Source organism: Natrinema caseinilyticum (genome assembly GCF_024227435.1).
Taxonomy (GTDB): Archaea; Halobacteriota; Halobacteria; order Halobacteriales; family Natrialbaceae; genus Natrinema; species Natrinema caseinilyticum.
On the sequence record NZ_CP100445.1, the window covers coordinates 630,504 to 649,313 of the forward strand.

General features: G+C 59.7%; 14 protein-coding genes. 6 read left to right on the forward strand and 8 right to left on the reverse strand.

The window, feature by feature from the left end; translation table 11 throughout:
* Positions 1-3 precede the first annotated feature (3 nt).
* The gene (locus NJT13_RS03015) at positions 4-2,151 is read right to left on the reverse strand and encodes a hydantoinase/oxoprolinase family protein (RefSeq protein WP_254524015.1); all 2,148 of its coding nucleotides are present in this window, start codon (positions 2,149-2,151) and stop codon (positions 4-6) included.
* A 286-nt stretch (positions 2,152-2,437) separates the two neighbouring features.
* Here NJT13_RS03015 and NJT13_RS03020 point away from each other — a divergent pair, with 286 nt between their 5' ends.
* The 4 genes from NJT13_RS03020 to NJT13_RS03035 all read left to right on the forward strand — a co-directional run bounded on the left by NJT13_RS03020 (position 2,438) and on the right by NJT13_RS03035 (position 6,831).
* The gene (locus tag NJT13_RS03020; protein WP_254524016.1) at positions 2,438-4,012 is read left to right on the forward strand and encodes an AMP-binding protein; all 1,575 of its coding nucleotides are present in this window, start codon (positions 2,438-2,440) and stop codon (positions 4,010-4,012) included.
* Entirely contained in the window at positions 4,012-4,725 is a 714-nt protein-coding gene (locus NJT13_RS03025; RefSeq protein WP_254524017.1) for a helix-turn-helix domain-containing protein, read from the forward strand. Before NJT13_RS03020 ends, NJT13_RS03025 begins: the two co-directional genes overlap by 1 nt.
* A gap of 265 nt (positions 4,726-4,990) precedes the next feature.
* Positions 4,991-6,667, forward strand: a complete 1,677-nt coding sequence (locus NJT13_RS03030; RefSeq protein ID WP_254524018.1) for a PAS domain-containing protein — start codon at positions 4,991-4,993, stop codon at positions 6,665-6,667.
* Positions 6,580-6,831: a sensor histidine kinase gene (locus tag NJT13_RS03035; RefSeq protein WP_254524019.1), complete on the forward strand. Its 252-nt coding sequence runs from the start codon at positions 6,580-6,582 to the stop codon at positions 6,829-6,831. The genes NJT13_RS03030 and NJT13_RS03035 overlap by 88 nt, the downstream gene beginning before the upstream one ends.
* Positions 6,832-6,954: 123 nt before the next feature.
* Here the strand turns inward: NJT13_RS03035 and NJT13_RS03040 are convergent, their stop codons facing one another.
* The 4 genes from NJT13_RS03040 to NJT13_RS03055 all read right to left on the reverse strand — a co-directional run bounded on the left by NJT13_RS03040 (position 6,955) and on the right by NJT13_RS03055 (position 9,197).
* The gene (locus NJT13_RS03040) at positions 6,955-7,221 is read right to left on the reverse strand and encodes a hypothetical protein (protein WP_254524020.1); all 267 of its coding nucleotides are present in this window, start codon (positions 7,219-7,221) and stop codon (positions 6,955-6,957) included.
* On the reverse strand, positions 7,218-7,634 hold the full coding sequence (locus NJT13_RS03045) for a hypothetical protein (RefSeq protein WP_254525371.1): 417 nt from the start codon (positions 7,632-7,634) through the stop codon (positions 7,218-7,220). The genes NJT13_RS03040 and NJT13_RS03045 overlap by 4 nt, the downstream gene beginning before the upstream one ends.
* Before the next feature lie 457 nt (positions 7,635-8,091).
* Positions 8,092-8,391, reverse strand: coding sequence for a hypothetical protein (locus NJT13_RS03050; protein ID WP_254524021.1), 300 nt, complete (start codon positions 8,389-8,391; stop codon positions 8,092-8,094).
* Positions 8,388-9,197, reverse strand: a complete 810-nt coding sequence (locus NJT13_RS03055; protein WP_254525372.1) for a succinylglutamate desuccinylase/aspartoacylase family protein — start codon at positions 9,195-9,197, stop codon at positions 8,388-8,390. The genes NJT13_RS03050 and NJT13_RS03055 overlap by 4 nt, the downstream gene beginning before the upstream one ends.
* 286 nt (positions 9,198-9,483) lie before the next feature.
* Between NJT13_RS03055 and NJT13_RS03060 the strand changes: the two genes are divergently transcribed.
* On the forward strand, positions 9,484-10,464 hold the full coding sequence (locus tag NJT13_RS03060) for a DsbA family protein (RefSeq protein ID WP_254524022.1): 981 nt from the start codon (positions 9,484-9,486) through the stop codon (positions 10,462-10,464).
* A gap of 664 nt (positions 10,465-11,128) precedes the next feature.
* Here the strand turns inward: NJT13_RS03060 and NJT13_RS03065 are convergent.
* Positions 11,129-13,084 (reverse strand): archaea-specific SMC-related protein, encoded by a 1,956-nt coding sequence (locus NJT13_RS03065; protein WP_254524023.1) that lies wholly within the window; start codon positions 13,082-13,084, stop codon positions 11,129-11,131.
* Between the two features lie 66 nt (positions 13,085-13,150).
* Entirely contained in the window at positions 13,151-13,777 is a 627-nt protein-coding gene (gene rdfA, locus NJT13_RS03070) for a rod-determining factor RdfA (RefSeq protein ID WP_254524024.1), read from the reverse strand.
* A gap of 1,766 nt (positions 13,778-15,543) precedes the next feature.
* Between rdfA and NJT13_RS03075 the strand changes: the two genes are divergently transcribed.
* Positions 15,544-16,608, forward strand: a complete 1,065-nt coding sequence (locus NJT13_RS03075) for a zinc-dependent alcohol dehydrogenase family protein (protein WP_254524025.1) — start codon at positions 15,544-15,546, stop codon at positions 16,606-16,608.
* A gap of 942 nt (positions 16,609-17,550) precedes the next feature.
* Here the strand turns inward: NJT13_RS03075 and NJT13_RS03080 are convergent.
* Positions 17,551-18,810: an RNA-guided endonuclease TnpB family protein gene (locus tag NJT13_RS03080; RefSeq protein WP_254524026.1), complete on the reverse strand. Its 1,260-nt coding sequence runs from the start codon at positions 18,808-18,810 to the stop codon at positions 17,551-17,553.

Consider the following 18,810-nt stretch of genomic DNA (forward strand, 5'->3'; position numbering starts at 1 on the left):
CGTTCAGTTCTCCTGTGTCAGGTGGAAAATTCGGTGATTGTCCAGGTCGGCCGTGAAGTTCGGTGGGACGACGAACGTGGTAGCGGGAGACTCGACGATGGCGAGTCCATCGATGACGTTCCCGGCCTCCAGGTCGGTCATCTCCCATATCGCCGCGTCCTGCCAGTGGCCGTTCCAGTACACGTCGCGCGTCCCCTTGGCCGCTTCCGCCGGCGGCTCCTCGTCCTGGAGGGCCACGTCCGGTATCTGCGGTTTTTCGGTCGGAACGTGTCCGACGCCGACGGCGCGGGTGATGGTGTATCCCAGTTCCGGCGACGCGGCCGACCGAGCGTACACCTTGGCGTAGTGGTCCTCGAAATTCTCGATGAGCTGGTCGACCTCTTCCGGCTCGGTGATGTTCGCGGTCGGGGCCGACACCTCGAGGGTGTTGAGTTGACCCTGGTATTGCATCCGGACTTCGGGGTCGAGCGAGACGTCCTCGGGATCGTAGCCGCTGCGCTCGAATTCCGCGACGATATCCTCTCTCAAGGTCGCCCACTGGTCGTTGAGCGTCTCGGCGATATCCATCTTCGCCTCGTCGTCGAGTTCCGGGCCGACGGGCAGGTCGATGGTCGCCTCGTAGCGGTACTCGTAATCCCCACACGCGCAGCCGAACGCCGAGAACGCGGCCGCCCACGCCGGAACCAGCACGTCCTGAAAGCGCAGATCCTCGACGTACTGGGCCGCGTGAACCGGACCGCCACCGCCGTACGAGATCAACGAGTAGTTGACCGGCGAATAGCCCTTTCCGAGCACTGCCGCGTTCACCTGGTTCTGGAGGCGCGACTCCATGAGGTCGACCGCACCCTCGGCAGCCTCGTAGGCGTCGACGCCGAGTTTCGAGGCGATCCGCTCTTCTATCGCCGTCTTGGCCGCCTCCGTATCCAGTTCGAGGTCGCCCCCGAGGAAGTAGTCCGGGTTGAGAATACCGAGCAGAAGGTCACAGTCGGTGATCGTCGGCTGTTCGACGTCGCCCTCGACGTTGCAAACGCCGATTTGATCTCCGGCACTCTCCGGCCCGATCTCCATTCGATTCGAGTTCGGGTCGATCTTGACGTGCGAGCCCGTTCCGGCACCGATACTGTCGAGTTCGACCATCGATTGGTTGAGCAAGTACCGTGCGATGGTGGGTTCCGGATCGACGGAATACGACGAGTCGGTGATGAGCGACAGGTCGAAACTCGTCCCGCCGATGTCGGTACACACCAGATTGTCGATGTCGAGGTGGTTCGCGACGTAGTCCGCGCCGATGACTCCGCCGATGGGGCCGGAAATGAGCGTGCTCGCCAACCGTTCCGAACTGTAACTGATGGTGCCGCCGTGACCGGCCATCACCCTGAGTTCGAATTCGGCGCCGAGGTCGTCACAGGTTTCCATCACGCCGTGCAGTTGTTCTCGAGACGGTTCGGCCGCGTACGCCTCGGCGATCACCGTATTGAGCCGCATGAAATCGCCCCTCACGGGTTGTATTTCGCTCGCGAGGTACAGCGGGACGTCATCGCCCCGTTCTTCCATCACTTCCCGAGCGATTTCTTTGGCTCGCTTCTCGTGCGCATCGTTCGCATACGAGTAAATGAAGTTGAAGATCAGGTAATTGATATCCTCGTCGAGGAGGTCGTCGACTGCTGACCGCACCTCTTCTTCGTACAACGGGATCGCTTCCCGCCCCAACGGGTCCATTCGTTCGCGAACGCCACGAATGAGGTCTTTCGGGATGAACGGTTCGTTGTGCTGGTGCGTGACGGAGTGGAGCCGATCGGAGTACGAATAGTTCGTGTACGTCTGTCGTGCCCGCTCCGTTCGGAGATAATCTTCCTGTCCCGCAGTGACGATCACCCCGCCGATTTCGCCCTCCTGTTCGAGCAAGCGATTCAGCATCGCCGTGCCCGAATAGATCCCGGCGGTGAGGGACGGAAACGCGTCGTCAGGCGAGACGTCCCAGTATCCCAGACCGTCGTCGATGGAGTTACGGAACCCCTCCGATTCGTTTTCCGGTGTCGTCTGTGCCTTTCCGACAGTGAACCCGCCATCGGAATCGATGACGATGGTGTCCGTCAGTGTCCCACCTGCATCGATCGCCAGTATTTCTGGTTGGTGTCTATCCACGGACATCCTCTCGGCATATGCTATTTGTTATCAACAACCTTGCTTCGAACCGGGCCCCATATATATCGATTATTTATAACAGATCCGGCGTCAACCCCGTCGAGGGAGGACGCGAAACCAACTGATACGCGCCATGAAAAGTCGTTTCTGGGAATAATTGAAAAATCGCTCACGAAGTGACGGATGATTTATAGGTAGATTGATAGTTCGGCGTGTGGAGGGTGCGACACATCCACGACACACGGTACCATGAACCCAACCAATCAGTCCACCAGTTGTCCAGGATGTGGCCATGAATCGTGACCTCTGCTCCATGGGCGAGTTCTACGAGGAACTGTTCCGTCGGTACGGGGAGAAGCCGGCCATTAGATACGAGAACGAGATCACCACGTACGCCGATCTCGATGCCCAGTCGGCGAAATTGGCGAGCGCGTTTCACGCGCTCGGGATGTGTGGAAACAACCGCGTCGCGATCCTCATCGGGAATCGACCCGAGTTTCTCATCACCGAGATCGCAGCGGCCCGAGCGAACGTGACGACGGTCCCGCTAAACAGCCAGCTCAGCGACGAGGAATGCGAATACACGCTCTCCGATGCGACGCCCGACGTTCTGGTCGTCGGGCCGACGTTTTTCGATACCGTCCGGGACCTCCAGCAGCGATCCCAGGAGTGCAGTCACGTCATCGGACTCGGCAGCGACAGCGAACTCCCGATCGGGTTTCACAGTTTCGACGGGCTGCTGGAGAAAGCGCCGTCGACTCCACCGGAGCCCCACTCGAGAGCGGACGATATCGCGACGATTTTCTACACGGGCGGAACGACCGGCGAGCAAAAAGGGACGCGTCACACCCACGAGAGCATCGTTCTCAATCTCTACTCGCACGTCTACGAGTTCGAGGTGCGAAAGGGAGAAATCGGCTTACTCGTCACCCCGCTCTCGCACTCGGCCGGGTATTTCGCGAAGTCGATTCTCATGCAAGGGGGAACCGTCGTGCTCGATCAGGTATTCGAACCGGAGGCCCTCGTTCAACGCATCGAGAACGAACGCGTCTCCTGGGTGTATCTCACCCCGACGATGATCGGCGAACTCCTCGACCACCCCGCCATTGCAGACGCCGAGACATCCGCACTCGACACGGTCGTGTACGGATCCGCGCCGATTCCGACGTCCCGGCTCGAAGAGGGACTCGAGGCACTCGGACCCGTCTTCGTTCAGTTCTACGGGTTAACCGAGGTACCGAACCTCGTTGCCGTCCTCCCGAAGGCGAAACACGATACTACGGAGGACGAGTGGCTCCAGTCGAACGGAATTCCGGCCCAGCTGGCCGACGTCACGCTACTCGAGTTCGGAGACGAGCGCGACGAGTGGGGCGACGACATCGGGGAAGTCGGCGTGCGATCCCCCTACGCGATGGAAGGCTACGTCGACGACGGTCCGACCGCGCCCCGATCCGACGACGAGTGGATACGGACCGGAGACATCGGCCGCATCGACGACGACGGTCGCCTGTCCATCCTCGATCGGATACAGAACGTCATCGTTTCGGACGACCAACTGGTGTACTCGACGAAAGTCGAGAGCGTCGTCCAGCGCCATCCTGCGGTTCGCGAGGTCGCAATCATCGGCGTGCCGAAGAACCAGGTCGACTACGCCTCCGATGTCACCTTCCGCAGGACCGAACAGGACATAAAAGCGATCCTCTCGCTCGACGACGATGAGATGCTCGACCTCGAGGAACTACAGTCGTTCTGCCGAGGGCGGCTCGACCCACCGGCGATACCGAAATCGGTCGACACCGTCGGAACGTTGCCCCAGACACCCTACGGGAAGATCGACAAAAAACTGCTGCGGGACCCGTACTGGTAATGGAGCTTACAAATCAGGACTCGAATCGACTCCGGATCGAGTTTCAGACCGAGCCGATCGGCGTACTCGAGTCGATACGCCGCGAGCTATCCGGATCCGCCCAGATCGAACTCGACAACGTGGTACCCGGGTCGGCTAACAGCCACTGGCTCGAGTTCTTCACGATAACCGCCCCGAGCGTCGCGGACTTGTCCGAGGTCCTCGCCGAGATAGAACACGTCGAGCCGATATTCGTCCAGCCAACGAGTTCGATCTCGAATACGTTCTACGTACTCACCTACATCGACGAACACCAGCCCAGACCGACGGCGACTCTCCTCGAGCACGACGCTATTCCGCATCGCATTCTCGTCCAGAATCACGGCATGACCGTCGTCGCGTCCGTCTCGAGCTGGCAAAAACTAAAACAGTTAGCCGAGAACGTCGAACGCCAGCAACGCTCGTTCGAACTCGTCGGCGTAAAAGAGACCAACGAAATGAGCTTCCCGCTCGGCGGCAGCAATCTCAAGTACAACCTGCAAGGAAAGTTGACGTCCGAGCAGTTGACGATCATCGAGACCGCCTACCGGTGTGGGTACTTCGAGGTCCCACAACAGGCGACAGCCGAAGACGTCGCGCGAGAACTCGACATCAGCCAGTCGACGCTGAGCGAGCAGCTCCGAAATGCACAGAACGCGGTTTGGAACGTCCTCTTCGGCGATCGGATCCAGTAGCTATCCCCGGCGTCTGCGTTTAGCGACTGCGTTCGGCGTTGCAAAGACCGGCGTCCGCGAATCGAACGACTCCGATTCGCACTCTCCGAATGCGGTTCGCCCGCCGTCGCGGCGGTTCAGGTCGCTCGAATGGACCCGCCGTTCACGCGGACGTGTCCGGCCACGGTCGAACGGCCCGAACACGACATTACAGTCGGCCCTTTCGGGTATCGGCCACGAGAATTAATACCGGGAATCTAATTGAATACTACTAGAAATACCGAACGTGTTCGGCACTGACCCTCCTGACGAACCGGGATCGATACTGGACCGTTTCGTCGACAACCTCCCCGGGCTCGCCTACCGATGCGACCCCGAACTACCGTGGGAAATGACGTTTCTCAGAGGGTGCGTCGAGTCCCTCACCGGATACCCCCCATCCGCGTTCGAGCAGGGTGACGTCACCTACGCCAGCCTCATCGCGGACGACGACCGTGAATACCTCGAACGGAACGTCAGAGAGGGAATCGATGCCAAACGACAGTTCACCGTGACCTACGGCATCCGGACGCGGGACGGTGACAGCAAACACGTTTTCGAGCGCGGTGTCCCGGTCGTCGACGACGGCGAGGTGAGGGTTCTCGAGGGTATCATCATCGACATCACCAGGCAAAAGCGGTACGAACGGTGCTTGAAACGCCAAAACGATCTCTTCGCTCATACCCAGCAGATGGCTGCAGTCGGCGGGTGGGAGTTCGACCCGCGATCGAACGACCTCCGGTGGACCGACCAGGTCAATCGCATCCACAGCCTTCCGTTGGACGCGTCTCCATCACTCGAGGAGGCGATCGATTTCTACCATCACGAGGATCGACCGATCATACGGCAAGCGATCGAGGATTCGCTTCGAGACGGCGTGGCGTTCGATCACGAACTCCGCATCGTCACTCACCACGGCGAGCGACGGTGGGTCCGTGCGAAGGGCACTCCGCAACTGTCGGGCGAAACGGTCGTCCGAATCCGCGGCGCGATCCAGGACATCACCGACCGTCGGGAGCGCGAGCAGTCACTTCAGGACGAACAGGCGTTCACGAAGAGTCTCTTCGAGGCGTTACCGGATCTCCTCTACGCGTTCGACGAAGAAGGATCGTTCACGCGGTGGAACGACCAGTTTCGACGCGTCACCGGCTACACTGACGCGGAGATTTCCGCGATGGAACCGATCGATTTCATCGCCGAACAGGATCGGCCCCTCGTCCGAAGACACATCGAGAAGGTCTTCGCGGAAGGCCAGGCCACGACCGTCGAAGCCCGATTGAAATCGAAGTCGGGCACGCTTACTCCGTACGAGTTTACCGGCGCACCGATGGTGAGCGAAGAGGGGACGCTGCAGGAACTGGTCGGGATCGGTCGCGACGTTTCGGGCCGCAAGGAGCGCCAACGTCGGTTCGAGGCGGTGTTCAACAACACCTACCAGTTCACTGGGTTGGTTGACCTCGACGGATCCCTCCTCGAGGCGAACGAAGCGGGACTCTCGTTCGCCGACGCTGATCGACAGGAGGCCATCGGAACCAAACTCTGGAACGCCTTGGAATTCAGTGACGAATCGGGTCGGGAATCAGTTCGCCGGGGATTCGAGAAGGCCAGGTCGGGACATTCGTACCGGAACGAGATCCGAATTCAGGGTGCAGACCGGGAGGCTGTCGTTGACTTTTCGATCCGACCCATCACCGACGACGACGGGGAAGTCATCCAGCTCGTTCCGGAAGGACGCGATATAACGGGCCTCAAAGACCGGGAGCGTCTCCTTCGAGTGCGGTCTTCGAGCAGTTCATCGAGAACGGTATCGAGCACAATACCGCGTCCACACCGCGGGTGGAAATACGGGTATACAGGCGGGACGACGAGGGATGCGTCGAAATCGCCGACAACGGGTCGGCAATCTCCGACGACGAGTGGGTAATGGTGGGTGAGGAAGTACGAGACGAACCATCACAGTTGCAACACGGAAGCGAAATCGGATTGTTGCTCGCTCAGTGGTCCGTGTACAAGTTCGGCGGAACCCTCGAGTGCAACAAAACTGACGACACTGGTAGCGTCGTTACTGTGTCCTTCCCGGTCGAATAACGCCCCGTTCGGCCCCGATGTCGGCACGTCCGTTCGAGAAACCGGGACCGCCCACGTCGACCCGGTGAGAAAGCCGGAATCGATTGTCGGCGGATTCTTCGCTTCGGGGCGCGTTGTGCCGCCTCAACGGGCAACGGTCTCACTCGAGAAATCGGCGGCCGGGATCGAATGTGACTCGAGCGAGTCGTGTCGGGACACCGCCATCCCGTCCGCTTCGTTCGTGCTCGAGGTCCAAGGAGGGGACTCGCGATGGAAGCAACTCCGGTCGATATCTCCGAGATAGCCGTCCCGTCGAACGGTTCGTCGTTGCCGAACGACGATCGATTTCTGGTCGTCCCGACGGAACCCGGTCCGGACACGCAGGTGGTCGTAGTGGTGGCCGTTGCTCACTGCTCAGCCGTCTCAGCCCCCGCCGAGAGGGCCGCCGACAGAATCGCGGTGTGGACGGTTCGAAGATCGGACTCCTGAATCGTGGCGGCCGCCTGGAATCGCTCGCGTGCGCTCGCCACAGTCTGTGGGTCGGCGGCGAGGTGTGAGAGGACGAACCCGTCAACGTCGACTCGGCGAGCGGCTTCGAAGTCTGCCTCTTCGTACAGACTGGCGAAGTCTTCGACGAGACTCGAGACGAGTGCGTCCGTCGCGTCGGCACCAGGATCACCCGCGGGAATCGTCGAGACGGTCGGGTCGAAGTACTCACCGTAATCGACGACGCCCGCGTTCTCGTACAGGAACTCGGAGAGTTTCTCGAAGACGTCCGTCGAGACGTAGACGCCGAACTGTTTGTATCGGTCGTCACCGGTCATCGCGTTTCGATTGTCTCGAGTCATCGCATCTGGCCTCCCCACTCGCGTGGTCGGAAGGTACGCGCCCGAGAATAATAAATCGCGGTCGTCGCCGACCGGCGGTCTGCGGTGAGGCTGTGGCCAGCAAACGGGTACCGTCGAATCACCGCCCGACGAGCACATCACCGGTGCTATACCGGTCGGACGACCGCGTTCCTCACGATACCGAGAACCGGGAGTCAGCAGTTCCGGGATCGATAGTATCCTGTCAAAGTCGAATCTGTGGTACTGAGAACTCCTTACGGCGCGTTCGGCGTCGGGAAAACGTAACTTCGGGACGCACTCGTGGTGCCGACTCACCGTGAGATATCGGTCGTGTCCGGTTCCGCTCCGTCCCATTCGCGCTCGCAGTTCCGTGATATCGAAGAGATTCGACCGAACGGTTCGACTCACCGCCCCGCGATATCGACCGTCGGCGCTATCGCGGGTCGGTCGATCGTTTCTGCTTCAGATCGCGCCACAGTTCGTATCCGGAGCCGACTACGACGGCGATACCGTAGCAACCGACGAGAAACGGTATCCAGTAATACTTGAGTCTGACACCCGGCGAGAGTGCGTTGCCGATCGCGGTTCCGAGGACGTAGATCACGTAGCCTGGAAGCGCAAGCGGGGTCAGTAGGGACGACTCGATCCGGCCGATCACCAACGGAACGACCAACAGCCCGTAGGTAACGAGCGTGACGGGACTCGAGAGCGCTCGCCGAACTGACGCGCTCATCGGTTCCGGTCCACCTCGAGGAGTCCGTGCAGCGCGAGAGTCTTCGCCGTCGCCAGGCGCGTGTGCTCGTTTTTCGCCTCCCGGTCGAGCAGGAAATCGGTGGTCTCGAAGAGATACGCTTTCGCCCCGACCTCCCGAATCGCCTTCTGAAAGAGCAACGGGCCGCCACTGTGCGTTCGGTGGGCTGACACCCGGTGGAACGGCATATGCCAGGGAACTACCACGTCGTTGAGATAGGCCGCGAGTTCGGTCCCGGAGGCGTTCGCCGAGTGATAGACTGCCTGGCCGACGTAGTTCTCGTGGACGCCGGCGATGCCGAGTGATCGGTGGAGATCGAGGACCACCTCGGGTTCGTAGCGCTCGACGACGTCCCAAATACCTCGCGCGAGGTCGCTTACCGGTTCGCTGTCGGCCGGAAAGTGGCGGTTCAGATCGCCCTCGGGTCCCGCACGTGCGTTCTCCTCGATGGCGACGCGATTGGTTTCGGGAACGACGACGAGCCGTCCCGAATCGGGTTTCCAGTCGACGACCTCTCGAGCGACCTCGATTCCGGGTCGTTCGTCGCCGTGGATGCCCCCGAAGACCATCGCCGTGGGGCCGTCGCGCGACGCGACGCGTTCGTAGAGCGTCGTTTCGTGAACCGTGCCGGGAAGGATGGACTCCGAGTCGGCCGAAATTTCGGCACCACCATCCCGGTTGCGAGCTGCCGTCAGGAGGGCCTCGTCTCCGGGTGGTCGACTCACGACGCCACTGGCGGCCGCACCGACAATGGTCCCGCTGGCGATCAACATGTTTCGCCGCTTCATAGTATCTCCCATAACAGACTGCATAAAGCACCTTCCCATCGATGTTTCCGAAGTCCACCGAATTCCGGACCGTTCGCGAAAGCGAACGAAATTACTTCCCCGTCAAAATAGTTGCGCGTACCGGTCGCTGACGGATGATCTAGGCCGTCCCGTGGACGGTTCGATTCGCCCGAGCGCAGTGACCCTACTGTTCGCGATCTGCAACGGGGAAAATCTCACTTAAGTCATCCAAATCGATGAAACGATTGTTTCTATTTATATCGATTACGATGGACGAAAAGACGAGATGCAGGAAAAGACACGCCTACAGCGTCGTACAGTACTTTCCGCTACGGGAACGGCAACACTGCTTGGCGTTGCAGGACTAGCGACCGCCGAGGCAAGGTCGACCGTCGCCAACGCACCGGTTCCGGAATCGGCGGACGCGTACACGTATCCGACGATGGGGGTCGACGGCGATGACGTACCGACCGCGACGGTGTACGGCAATTTCAAGTGTCCCGTCACCAAGGAATTCGTTTCCGGAAACCTGTCGGCTATTATCGACGAGTTCGTCAGTACGGGCCGACTCAGGCTTCGGTTCTACAACCTCGCATATAAGCCCGGCAACACGTCTGCGTTCTTCATTTCGGGTAGCGATCCGCGCTGTGCGGCCATGGGACTCGGAACGTGGGACGAAGACCCGAACAGTTACTGGCAATTCTTCGCGGAGACGTTCGACAATCCACCGAGCGGGTACGTCGATCTCAGCGAGCTCGTGTCACGGGCCCGATCGGCCGGTGTCTCGAACGCCAGTCGAATAGCCGACCGAGTACAGGCGGGCGAATACGACGCCCAAGTCGAGCGAGTCAGTGCAGAGGCGGCGAGCGACGGTGTCACGTTCACCCCGACGCTCGAACTCGCGGGTGACACGACCGCACCGCATCACGGAACACAGGCGATTCTACAATGGATCGAATCGCGGCTGGACGACGAGCCGACCGAGCCGGTCGAGCAGACCGAACCGACTGAGTCGACCGACTCAACCGATACGACCACCGAGGCCGGGACCGAGACGGATCGGACAGAAACCGAGTCTTCTGATTCGACCGCGTCCGAACCGACCGATACTCCATCTCGAACCATCTCGGAGGAGGAATCGACCGGATCCGACGAGGTCGTCGTCCAAACCCAGACGCGGAACGTCGACGACAGCGGAGACGCAGGTGCGATCTGGGACCAGAAGTGCGATCGGCCCGATGTCTGGGGACTCGACGACGATTGCTAACTGATCGCTCGAGCGACCCGTCGCGGGCGCTTCGAGACTCGACGCACTGTTACTGGTATATTTGTCGCTGATCCGAACGGGTTCGCCGACGGCTGGTGTCGCACGACGAGTCGTCTGTGTCGACTGTCCGCGACACTGGCCCCAAGACCGTTCTGGTCGTCGAAAACGCCTGCAGTCCCGACGGTGGACGCCCGTCCCCGGTGAACTGTCGGTAGAACTGAGGCCGACAGCGGTAAACGACGGAAACCAGTCAGCGGCAGCCGAGGGCGTGCCACCCGGCCGGTCCGATCGAACTTGCCACTTCTGTTGGGGGCGGTGAGGACTAACTCTCGTTTCCCAAGATAGTATATTATGCTGATAATCTCTCGACCGATGTGGGCGCCACAATTGGAAAATGTTCAATTCTACAATTCGAGTAAAATTCACTGGCTATATCGGGAAGTAGATGGAATTTTTTCACAGCTATATAATAAACCATTGTGTATTTCATATTAATGACAAACTCGTATTGGTTTGCAATATTTATATTGATCTGATTGATAAGAACTAGTATATTTAGGCGTGGGTTCGGATTCGAGCGGACGACGAGATGAACCACGCCGAGAACACCCGGGAAACTCACACTCGACCGACGCGAGGGACGAACGACCGAACTCGGGGAGAGCTAGATTTCGCGGACGTACGTATACGTGTCCGAAAGAGCTTCGGCATCTTCGCGGAGCAAAGCGACGACCAGACAATCGACGTACTCCTCGAAGTAATCCACGAGGTCGCCAATCCGACTCGAATCGATCGCTTCGAGCGAATCCAGCAGCATGAAGGGAACGATTTCGTGAACGTCGTGGACCAGATAGCCCGCGAGTGCAAAGACGAGCCCCGTGACCTCGCGTTCGCTTTCAGAGAGGTGATCGACGGTATCTTCGTAGGTCGACCCACCGTCCGTCGTCCGAACGATGTGGAGATCGAATGCCGATCGTGCGACCTTTCTGCGACCTTCTCTGACCGTTTTCTCGCGTCGCTCGATCCAGATACGATCGATATTCCGATACTCGAGGATCGAAAGGATCGAACTCATGTGATCGTTGAACGCGTCGACAGCGTTTTCCTCTATGCGATCGACGCGCGTTCTGAGATCGATCAGTTCGTCGTCGATGGTTTCCCGGCGCTCCTCCAGATCGCCTCGTTCCTCTATTTTCTCTTCGATTTCGTCGATTCGGGTATCGACCTCCTCGCGCTCGGCTTCGAGATCCTCGAGTTCGAGTTCGAGGCGGTTCAATTCGCGGTGTGTCTCGATAACGTCGCTGTAAGCGGCGTCCTCGAACGTATCGGCGTGTGCTTCCAGGTCGTCGACGCGCGCCCGTTGATCCTCGAGACTCGTTTCGAGTTCTTCGATGCGTTGTGAACGTCGCTCGAGTTCGTCCTCGACCGACGAAAGCCGCGTTTCTATTTCGCCGCGCTTTTCGGTTCGCTGGCGGAGTTCTTTCCGACGTGCAGACAGATCGTCGATTTGCCCCTGGAGATCGCTTCGTTCCTCGAGTTTCGCCTGCCGGAGCGATCGCAGTTGTTCGAGGGTCGAATCGATCCGTTCCCGGTCGACCTGTGAGCCACACGTCCAGCAGACGACCTCGGCCGAGTCGTCGAGGAGCTGTTCGGTGATGGCTCCGTCTTCCTCACCGCCCGTTGCATCGGGTGCGCCAAGATCGAGATCGAACCCGTCGTCGGCGAGGCGGTCCTCGTTGAACCGAATCACGCTCTGGAGTTCGCTCACCGTCGCGTCGAGGGACCGTTTTCTGGCGCGAAGCTCCTGAATCTGTCCCTCGAGGCGATCGGGCGACTCGTGCTCGTCGTCGACGGCCTCGAGCTCCGTCTCGAGTTCGTCGCGTTCCCGTTCGAGCTCGGCGTAACTTTCACGTTCCGTCTCCAGATCGTACTCGATCGATTCGAGTTCCGTGCGGGCTTCCTGGAGATCGGCAAACGCGGACTCGATCTCCTCTTTTCGATCACGGCTGGCATCGATGTCGAGATCGAATGCTTCGAGTTCGGCTTCGAGTTCCGTGATTCGTTCCGTCGTCGTCTCGATCTCGTCTTCGAGTGTGACGCGTCGTTCCTCGAGGTCGGGCAATTCGGTTCCGAGTCTGGACAGTTGCTCGAGACGGTCGTCCAGGTCTCGCTTTTCGGCCTCGAGCATGGAGATCTCCGCTTCGATCTCGTCCGTGTCGATCGGCCGCATGATGAGTTCCCGGAGGTCCTCGCCGCCCCTGACCGCCCGACGCGCCTCGTTGGATTCGAGCAAAAAGGCGAACAGATCTGCGAGTTCCGGATCCTCGAGATAGGGATCGCCTTCGAAGACGACCTCTCCGTTGCGCCGCTCGAGGTATCGCGTGTATTGTTCGTCACCGAACGATAATTCGACGTGGCCGGCGTCCGCGTCCCCTTTCAACGACGACCGTCGACTGCCGAGTGCGGCCATGATCGTCTGGAGAAACGACGTCCGATTCGTCGCGTTCCGGCCAGTCAGAACGTTTACGCCGGGTTGCAGCAGTACCTCGGTGTTGTCGATACCGCCGATATTCTCCGCCTGAACGGCGATCGACGAGGTGACTGACTCTGGAGATGACACGAGGACTTCTTCACGCCGCTGAATATAAATGTTATTTGGTTGCGGTGGTCTTCCCTGAGATTCCCGTTATTCGACCGATGTGACGTCGCAGTCACACCCCCCTCGCTCGAGCAGTTCGGTGACGGAGTAATCTGCACCACAGTTTCCACAGATCGCGCGAACGTCGACGAAAACGTCGTAATTTCGGTCGGCGATTTCGCCTGCGTTGCCCAACTCGTCGAGCGTGGACTCGGTGACGACCTGCGTGCGACCGGTCAGTCGTTGAATCGTCTCCTTTTTCCGGTCCACCCGGTCGCCTGAATCCTCGTCGGGGAGTGAGGCGTCACGAACGTTCGTCAGGTAGGTATAGACCGTCTGATGGGTCAAAAAGTCCGATCGGACGTCGTCGATATCGACCCCCGATCGCTCGAGTTCGCGCCGTTTGCGAACCGTTTCGGATCGCGGAACATCGTCGTCGGTGAGCGTTCGATAGAGCGCTTCGATATCGGAATTGAGGACGGACGCCCCCGCATCGCGCAAGGCCGATCGGAGCACCGCCTGATTGAACTCGGTCGCGAGGTCCCGAAGACTCGTGCGCTCGGCACCGTCGCCGATCCACTCGGCCTCCAGTCGGTCACCCCATCCCTCGAGGTCGTACGTATCGATCACTCGCTCGACCTTGGATCTCCGACGGCCGCTCGAGTCGTCTGTCATGGTGAACGTGACTGAGTCCGACGGTACAAATGTTGTGGTCTACTTTGAGATCGACCATCACCACGGTGGCGCTCACCGCTCGCGGTCACGCCTCCGTTCGTTTGTAACGTCATTTTGATGAACAGAAGCCGACGTGGTGGGTGTCCCGTTCGCGTCGCACCGACCGCCGGTATACTTTTATTTGATAACTGATCAGAACGGTAGTTGCGCACCATAGTATTGTGTTCGTCAAACAAATCTACTTCGGGTACGAGCTGGTCCGCGACTCCGATGGAACTGGTGGCGGATCGCTCGCAAATCGAGCGGTCGAACCCCTGACGAATTCGATTCGAACGATACAGTCGGACTGGCCGGCCTATCACGATATACCCGTGGCGACAGTCTCTGCTTCCCGAAAGAGGACGACAGAGCGCCGTAGCTGCCGTATTTCTCCGATAGGAGAGACGAAATTCCGCCAGCCGATTTCGGGTGGTATCGGGTGATGGCTTCGTTCTCGAGAAGGCGATTTCGAGCGTGATTTATTGTAGGTGTGGAGCAATATTCACGACGATCGATCCTGACAGGGGAGCATTACTGACGGCCTGTTATTGATCAGGTTGTGCCATGGGTGTATTATTATGTTTGGCCAGTGGAATAATCGCCTCGTTGCCATCGAGGGCCAGATATGCGATGGCCCGAGTGCCGTACGAATTCGGAGCTGCGACGGGTGCGTTCCCGGCCGTTCGACAGTTCGCCGTCACGTTCGGGAAGAGTTGCCGACAGGGTTCGGCGGGCCCCTGTCAGGCACCGACCGATATCCGACGGTCGACCGTCGCCGTTCTGACGACGGAACCGTTCCACTGTGCGACGTCGGCCGCGAGCGATGACGCGAGGCGAACGGCCTGTCTTTACAGACATAACCTTGTAACGGTAACAGGAGGAACTCTCGATGCACTCGGATTACGTCCGTCCACCGAGAACACCCGTGTTTGTGCCGGCTACACCGGCGACGTTCCGGAGTCGGGTCGACACCGCCGTGCGTGACGGTTCGTTGACACGATTGCCAATCACCCGATAGAGCGCGATTCCCGACCCGTTGGGCTTGACCGACGAATGCGCCTGGTGAGTTCCCACTCTGCCTATCGCGAAATGATACTGGAAATAGATATATAATATAGTATTTTTCTATATTTGGAAAACTATACACTTCTATTGGCGGCCCGTTAGCTTTCGTATCCTCGAGCGGAATAATCGATCTCCCGCTATTTCACGCCCCCAAACAGTGCATACTCGTCATCCGTCCACGACAGGTGGTGTGTTTCGATCGAAACAGTACTTGGTATTGGAATACTGGGACTGTTTTTCTCGACTACGGCGGCAATCAGCATAGATCGGGGCCTTTACCGTAATAATATTGCCGAATTCTGCCTCCAATTGCGATTTATTAAGGAAGCGAATAGATACGTGGCGAGCACCGCCGACGGACTGTCTTGCATGAATAAAACAATTGCAAGCCACGTTTTTTAGATGGTTATTTTATGTATTTGGTGCTACCGGTCGTGAAACTCCTATCGTGGCCTCACAGTTCGGACCGCACACATATATGATCGTCGTCACATCCACGGCTAGTTTTTCGGTTCGATCCGTGACAGTGCAGTATCTGGCTTGTACCGAGTTTCACGGCGTAAGTTCGTCGATTCGGAACTCGTGTAAACTCAAATTTAGTTGTTGATAGTTCCTGCCCCCACCGCCCATATTTTTATACTCGTTGGCCCTATCGCTGGAACATGCGAGCCGCTGTACTCGAGGAACATGGTGAACCGCTTGCGATCAGAGACGTCGACTATCCCGAACCGGGACCCGATCAAGTCGTCGTCGAAACCGAGGCGTGTGGGATCTGTCGGAGCGACTGGCACGCCTGGAAGGGCGACTGGGAGTGGATGGGTATCTCGCCCGAGCCGGGCCAGATCTTCGGCCACGAGCCCGCGGGGGTCGTCTCCGAGGTGGGGGACGACGTCGAGACCCTGAGCGAGGGCGACCGCGTCACCGTTCCGTTCCACCTGGGCGACGGCACCTGTCCGTACTGCCAGAACGGCCAGGCTAACGTCTGTGACACCGGAATGCCGCTCGGCTTCATCGACGGCGCGCCTGGCGCCTACGCCGAGGCCTTCCCCGTCCGAGAGGCGGATTTTAACGCCACCAAACTCCCCGACGGCGTCGAGTACGAGGAGATGGCCGCGCTGGGCTGTCGTTTCATGACGGCCTATCACGGCATCGCCGACCGGGCGAACATCCGCCCCGGCGACGTGGTCGCCGTCCACGGCTGTGGCGGCGTCGGCCTCTCGGCGATCCACATCGCAAACGCCCTCGGCGCCATCCCGATCGCGGTCGACGTCCAGGAGGAGAAACTCGACCGCGCCGAGAACCTGGGCGCCGCAGCCACCATCAACGGCGCCAAGATCGACGACGTTCCCGGCGAGGTCCAGGCCGCCAACGACGGCCGGGGTGTCGACGTCGCCGTCGACGCGCTCGGCATTCAGGAGACCTGCCACAACTCCGTGATGTCGCTCGGTAAGACCGGTACCCACGTCCAAATCGGCCTCACCGAGGGCGACACCGGCGGCGAACTCTCGCTCCCCGTCGACATGATGACGCTCCAGGAACTCGACTTCCACGGCTCCTACGGCATGCCCCTCAACCGCTACGACGAGCTGTTCCGTCTCATCGAGCGGGGCACGCTCGACCCCCAGAAGATCATCGGACAGACGCTCTCGCTCGAGGAGGCACCCGAAACGCTGGCTTCGATGGACGACTACGAAACGGTCGGTATTCCCGTTATCACGGAGTTTTGAAACATCGACGCTGGGTCGCAGGTACCCAGATTCCGGCCGGACGGCGGTCCGTGTTCGATTTCCACCGGGACGGGCCGTTGTGCGACCTGTTCTATCGACAGCGGTCGTTCACCTATCGTTCATCCGAGTACTCGGTTCGATTCCGAAACCCGGGCGGGCGGGAACCGCCCTGGGCGTGAGAGACATGAGCGCACTCGAAGCGGGGGCGAGTCCACGTCCGAGCGATCCGGGCACGAATGCACGCAATCGGCGTTCTAGCACGTCGGTTGGGCCAAGCACGTACCCGGCGGGGTATTACATCCCCGCACGTCGGCTAATGCACGTTTCGACCATTGTTATGCAGTCGATTGGCCGATGGTAGTGTCCCCAATCCTCCCGCAGGCAACGTGTAATTCGACCGTAGCTATCTGTTACGGTCGACCGACACGAACGCTTCGGGTCCGTCGTCAGGCGGGATATCGGCGTGGCGACTGGTCACACAGAAACGGGACGATTGTTGCTCGCGTGCCCCCGTCGCATATCGTTCCGCACTGGACTGGGGGAAAACGGTAGTGACCCGGTGACCGAGTCCAGAGACCATCAGAACGAGCGATACGTACAGTTCGAATCCCCGGAGACCGTCCGGGAATCAGCTGTCGAAGAGCCTGCAACCCGTTCGAGGGACTCGCGTACCGACGACTCACCGCCTTTCCGACCCGGTATCGGTCGAACGGTGGGAACCCGTCCTCCGACCCCGATCCCCCCACTCGAGTCGAAAACGGACCACGACCCGACGGAATCGACGGACTGCGGTCGGGACAGCAGGGGACGTCCCGATCCGGAGCCGTGCCCCCGCCGGTGAACCGATTCTCGGATGCCGAACCGGTATACGCGCTGAGTGACTGTACTGTGACATCCCCCTCGCCGTAAACGGCGAGGCTTCCCACGCATGGGGAATACCAGTTAGTCGTCGCTGGCAGAGGGTTTAGACTCTCGAAACGCCGTGAGCGTCATCTGCGCTGGTACGCTCGTCTCACGGTGAGTCGTGGCCGTGTCACTACGGCTCCCGTCCTGTGGCGAGTCATCGCGTTCCGCCTTGTCAAGCGGGACGCTCTCTCCCCACGGGTCAACCCGTCGTGCGATATTCGCGGAAGCGTTGATGTCGGCCTGAAACGTCGAAACGTGGCAGTCGTCGTTCGGACACCGGAACTCAGCTTGTGAGTCCCGACGACCGATGCGGTGGCACGAGTGGCACGTCTGCGAGGTGTACGCCGGATTCACGTACTTGAACGGGATGCCTGCTTCCGTCGCCTTGTCCTCGATTCGCCCTTGGAGTCGGGCGAACGCCCACGAGTGAAGCCGACGGTTCATGTACTTCCCGTAATCGAGACGCTCACGGATGTACGTCAAGTCCTCCATCACCAACACCGGATTCTCGAAGGAACGGGCGTACTCGACGGCCTGCCGAGACGCCTTCTCCACGATGTCGGTGAGCGCGTTCTGGTAGTACGAGAAACGGTCTTCAATCCGCCACTCGGATGCGTCACGCTCTTGGAGGCGTTTCAGGGTCGTGTGCATCTCTTTGCGGAGATGCTTCGCTCTGCTTCCGCTACACACAAACGGGTCAGTCGGAGACCCGTCCTTGAGGGCATAGCCCGTTATCAGGGCGGTTTCTCCGATGTCTAATCCGATGTGCGTGGCGTCACCGTCCGTCGCTGGTTCTTCGACTGGGTACTCGACGGTGACGTGTAGTACCCAGTTCTTCCGGTGCTGTTGAAGCCGTATCTCGCCCGCCTTCGCGTCCTCCGATACGAGGTCGTGCCAGAGGTCTTCCTGTTCTGGGTTGATGCGGAGCGGTATCCAGAAGTTCGTTCCCCGACCGGGGCGTGGAACCCACCACGTGAACTCGTAGTCGCGTTCTTCGGAGTGGTCGAACTTCGCGGCTTGGTTCGTGAACCGTATCGGGTGGCCGTCGTCCAACTCCTTGGCGTTGTACGTCTTCCGAAGTTTCGGGACGTAGTTGCAGAGAGCGGCTTTGGCCTGATACGGGAGGTCGTAGGGCGTCACGATGTCGCTCACCGCCGACATGGTACTCGCACCGGCGTCAAACGCTTCTTGTAGACCGTCACGGTACGTTTCGAGCAGGACGTTGAGTTTCGACCGCTTGTGCGTGGTGGGTGGCGCGAACGTCGCCTGCAACGTCTTCGTGACGGTCGGAGACAC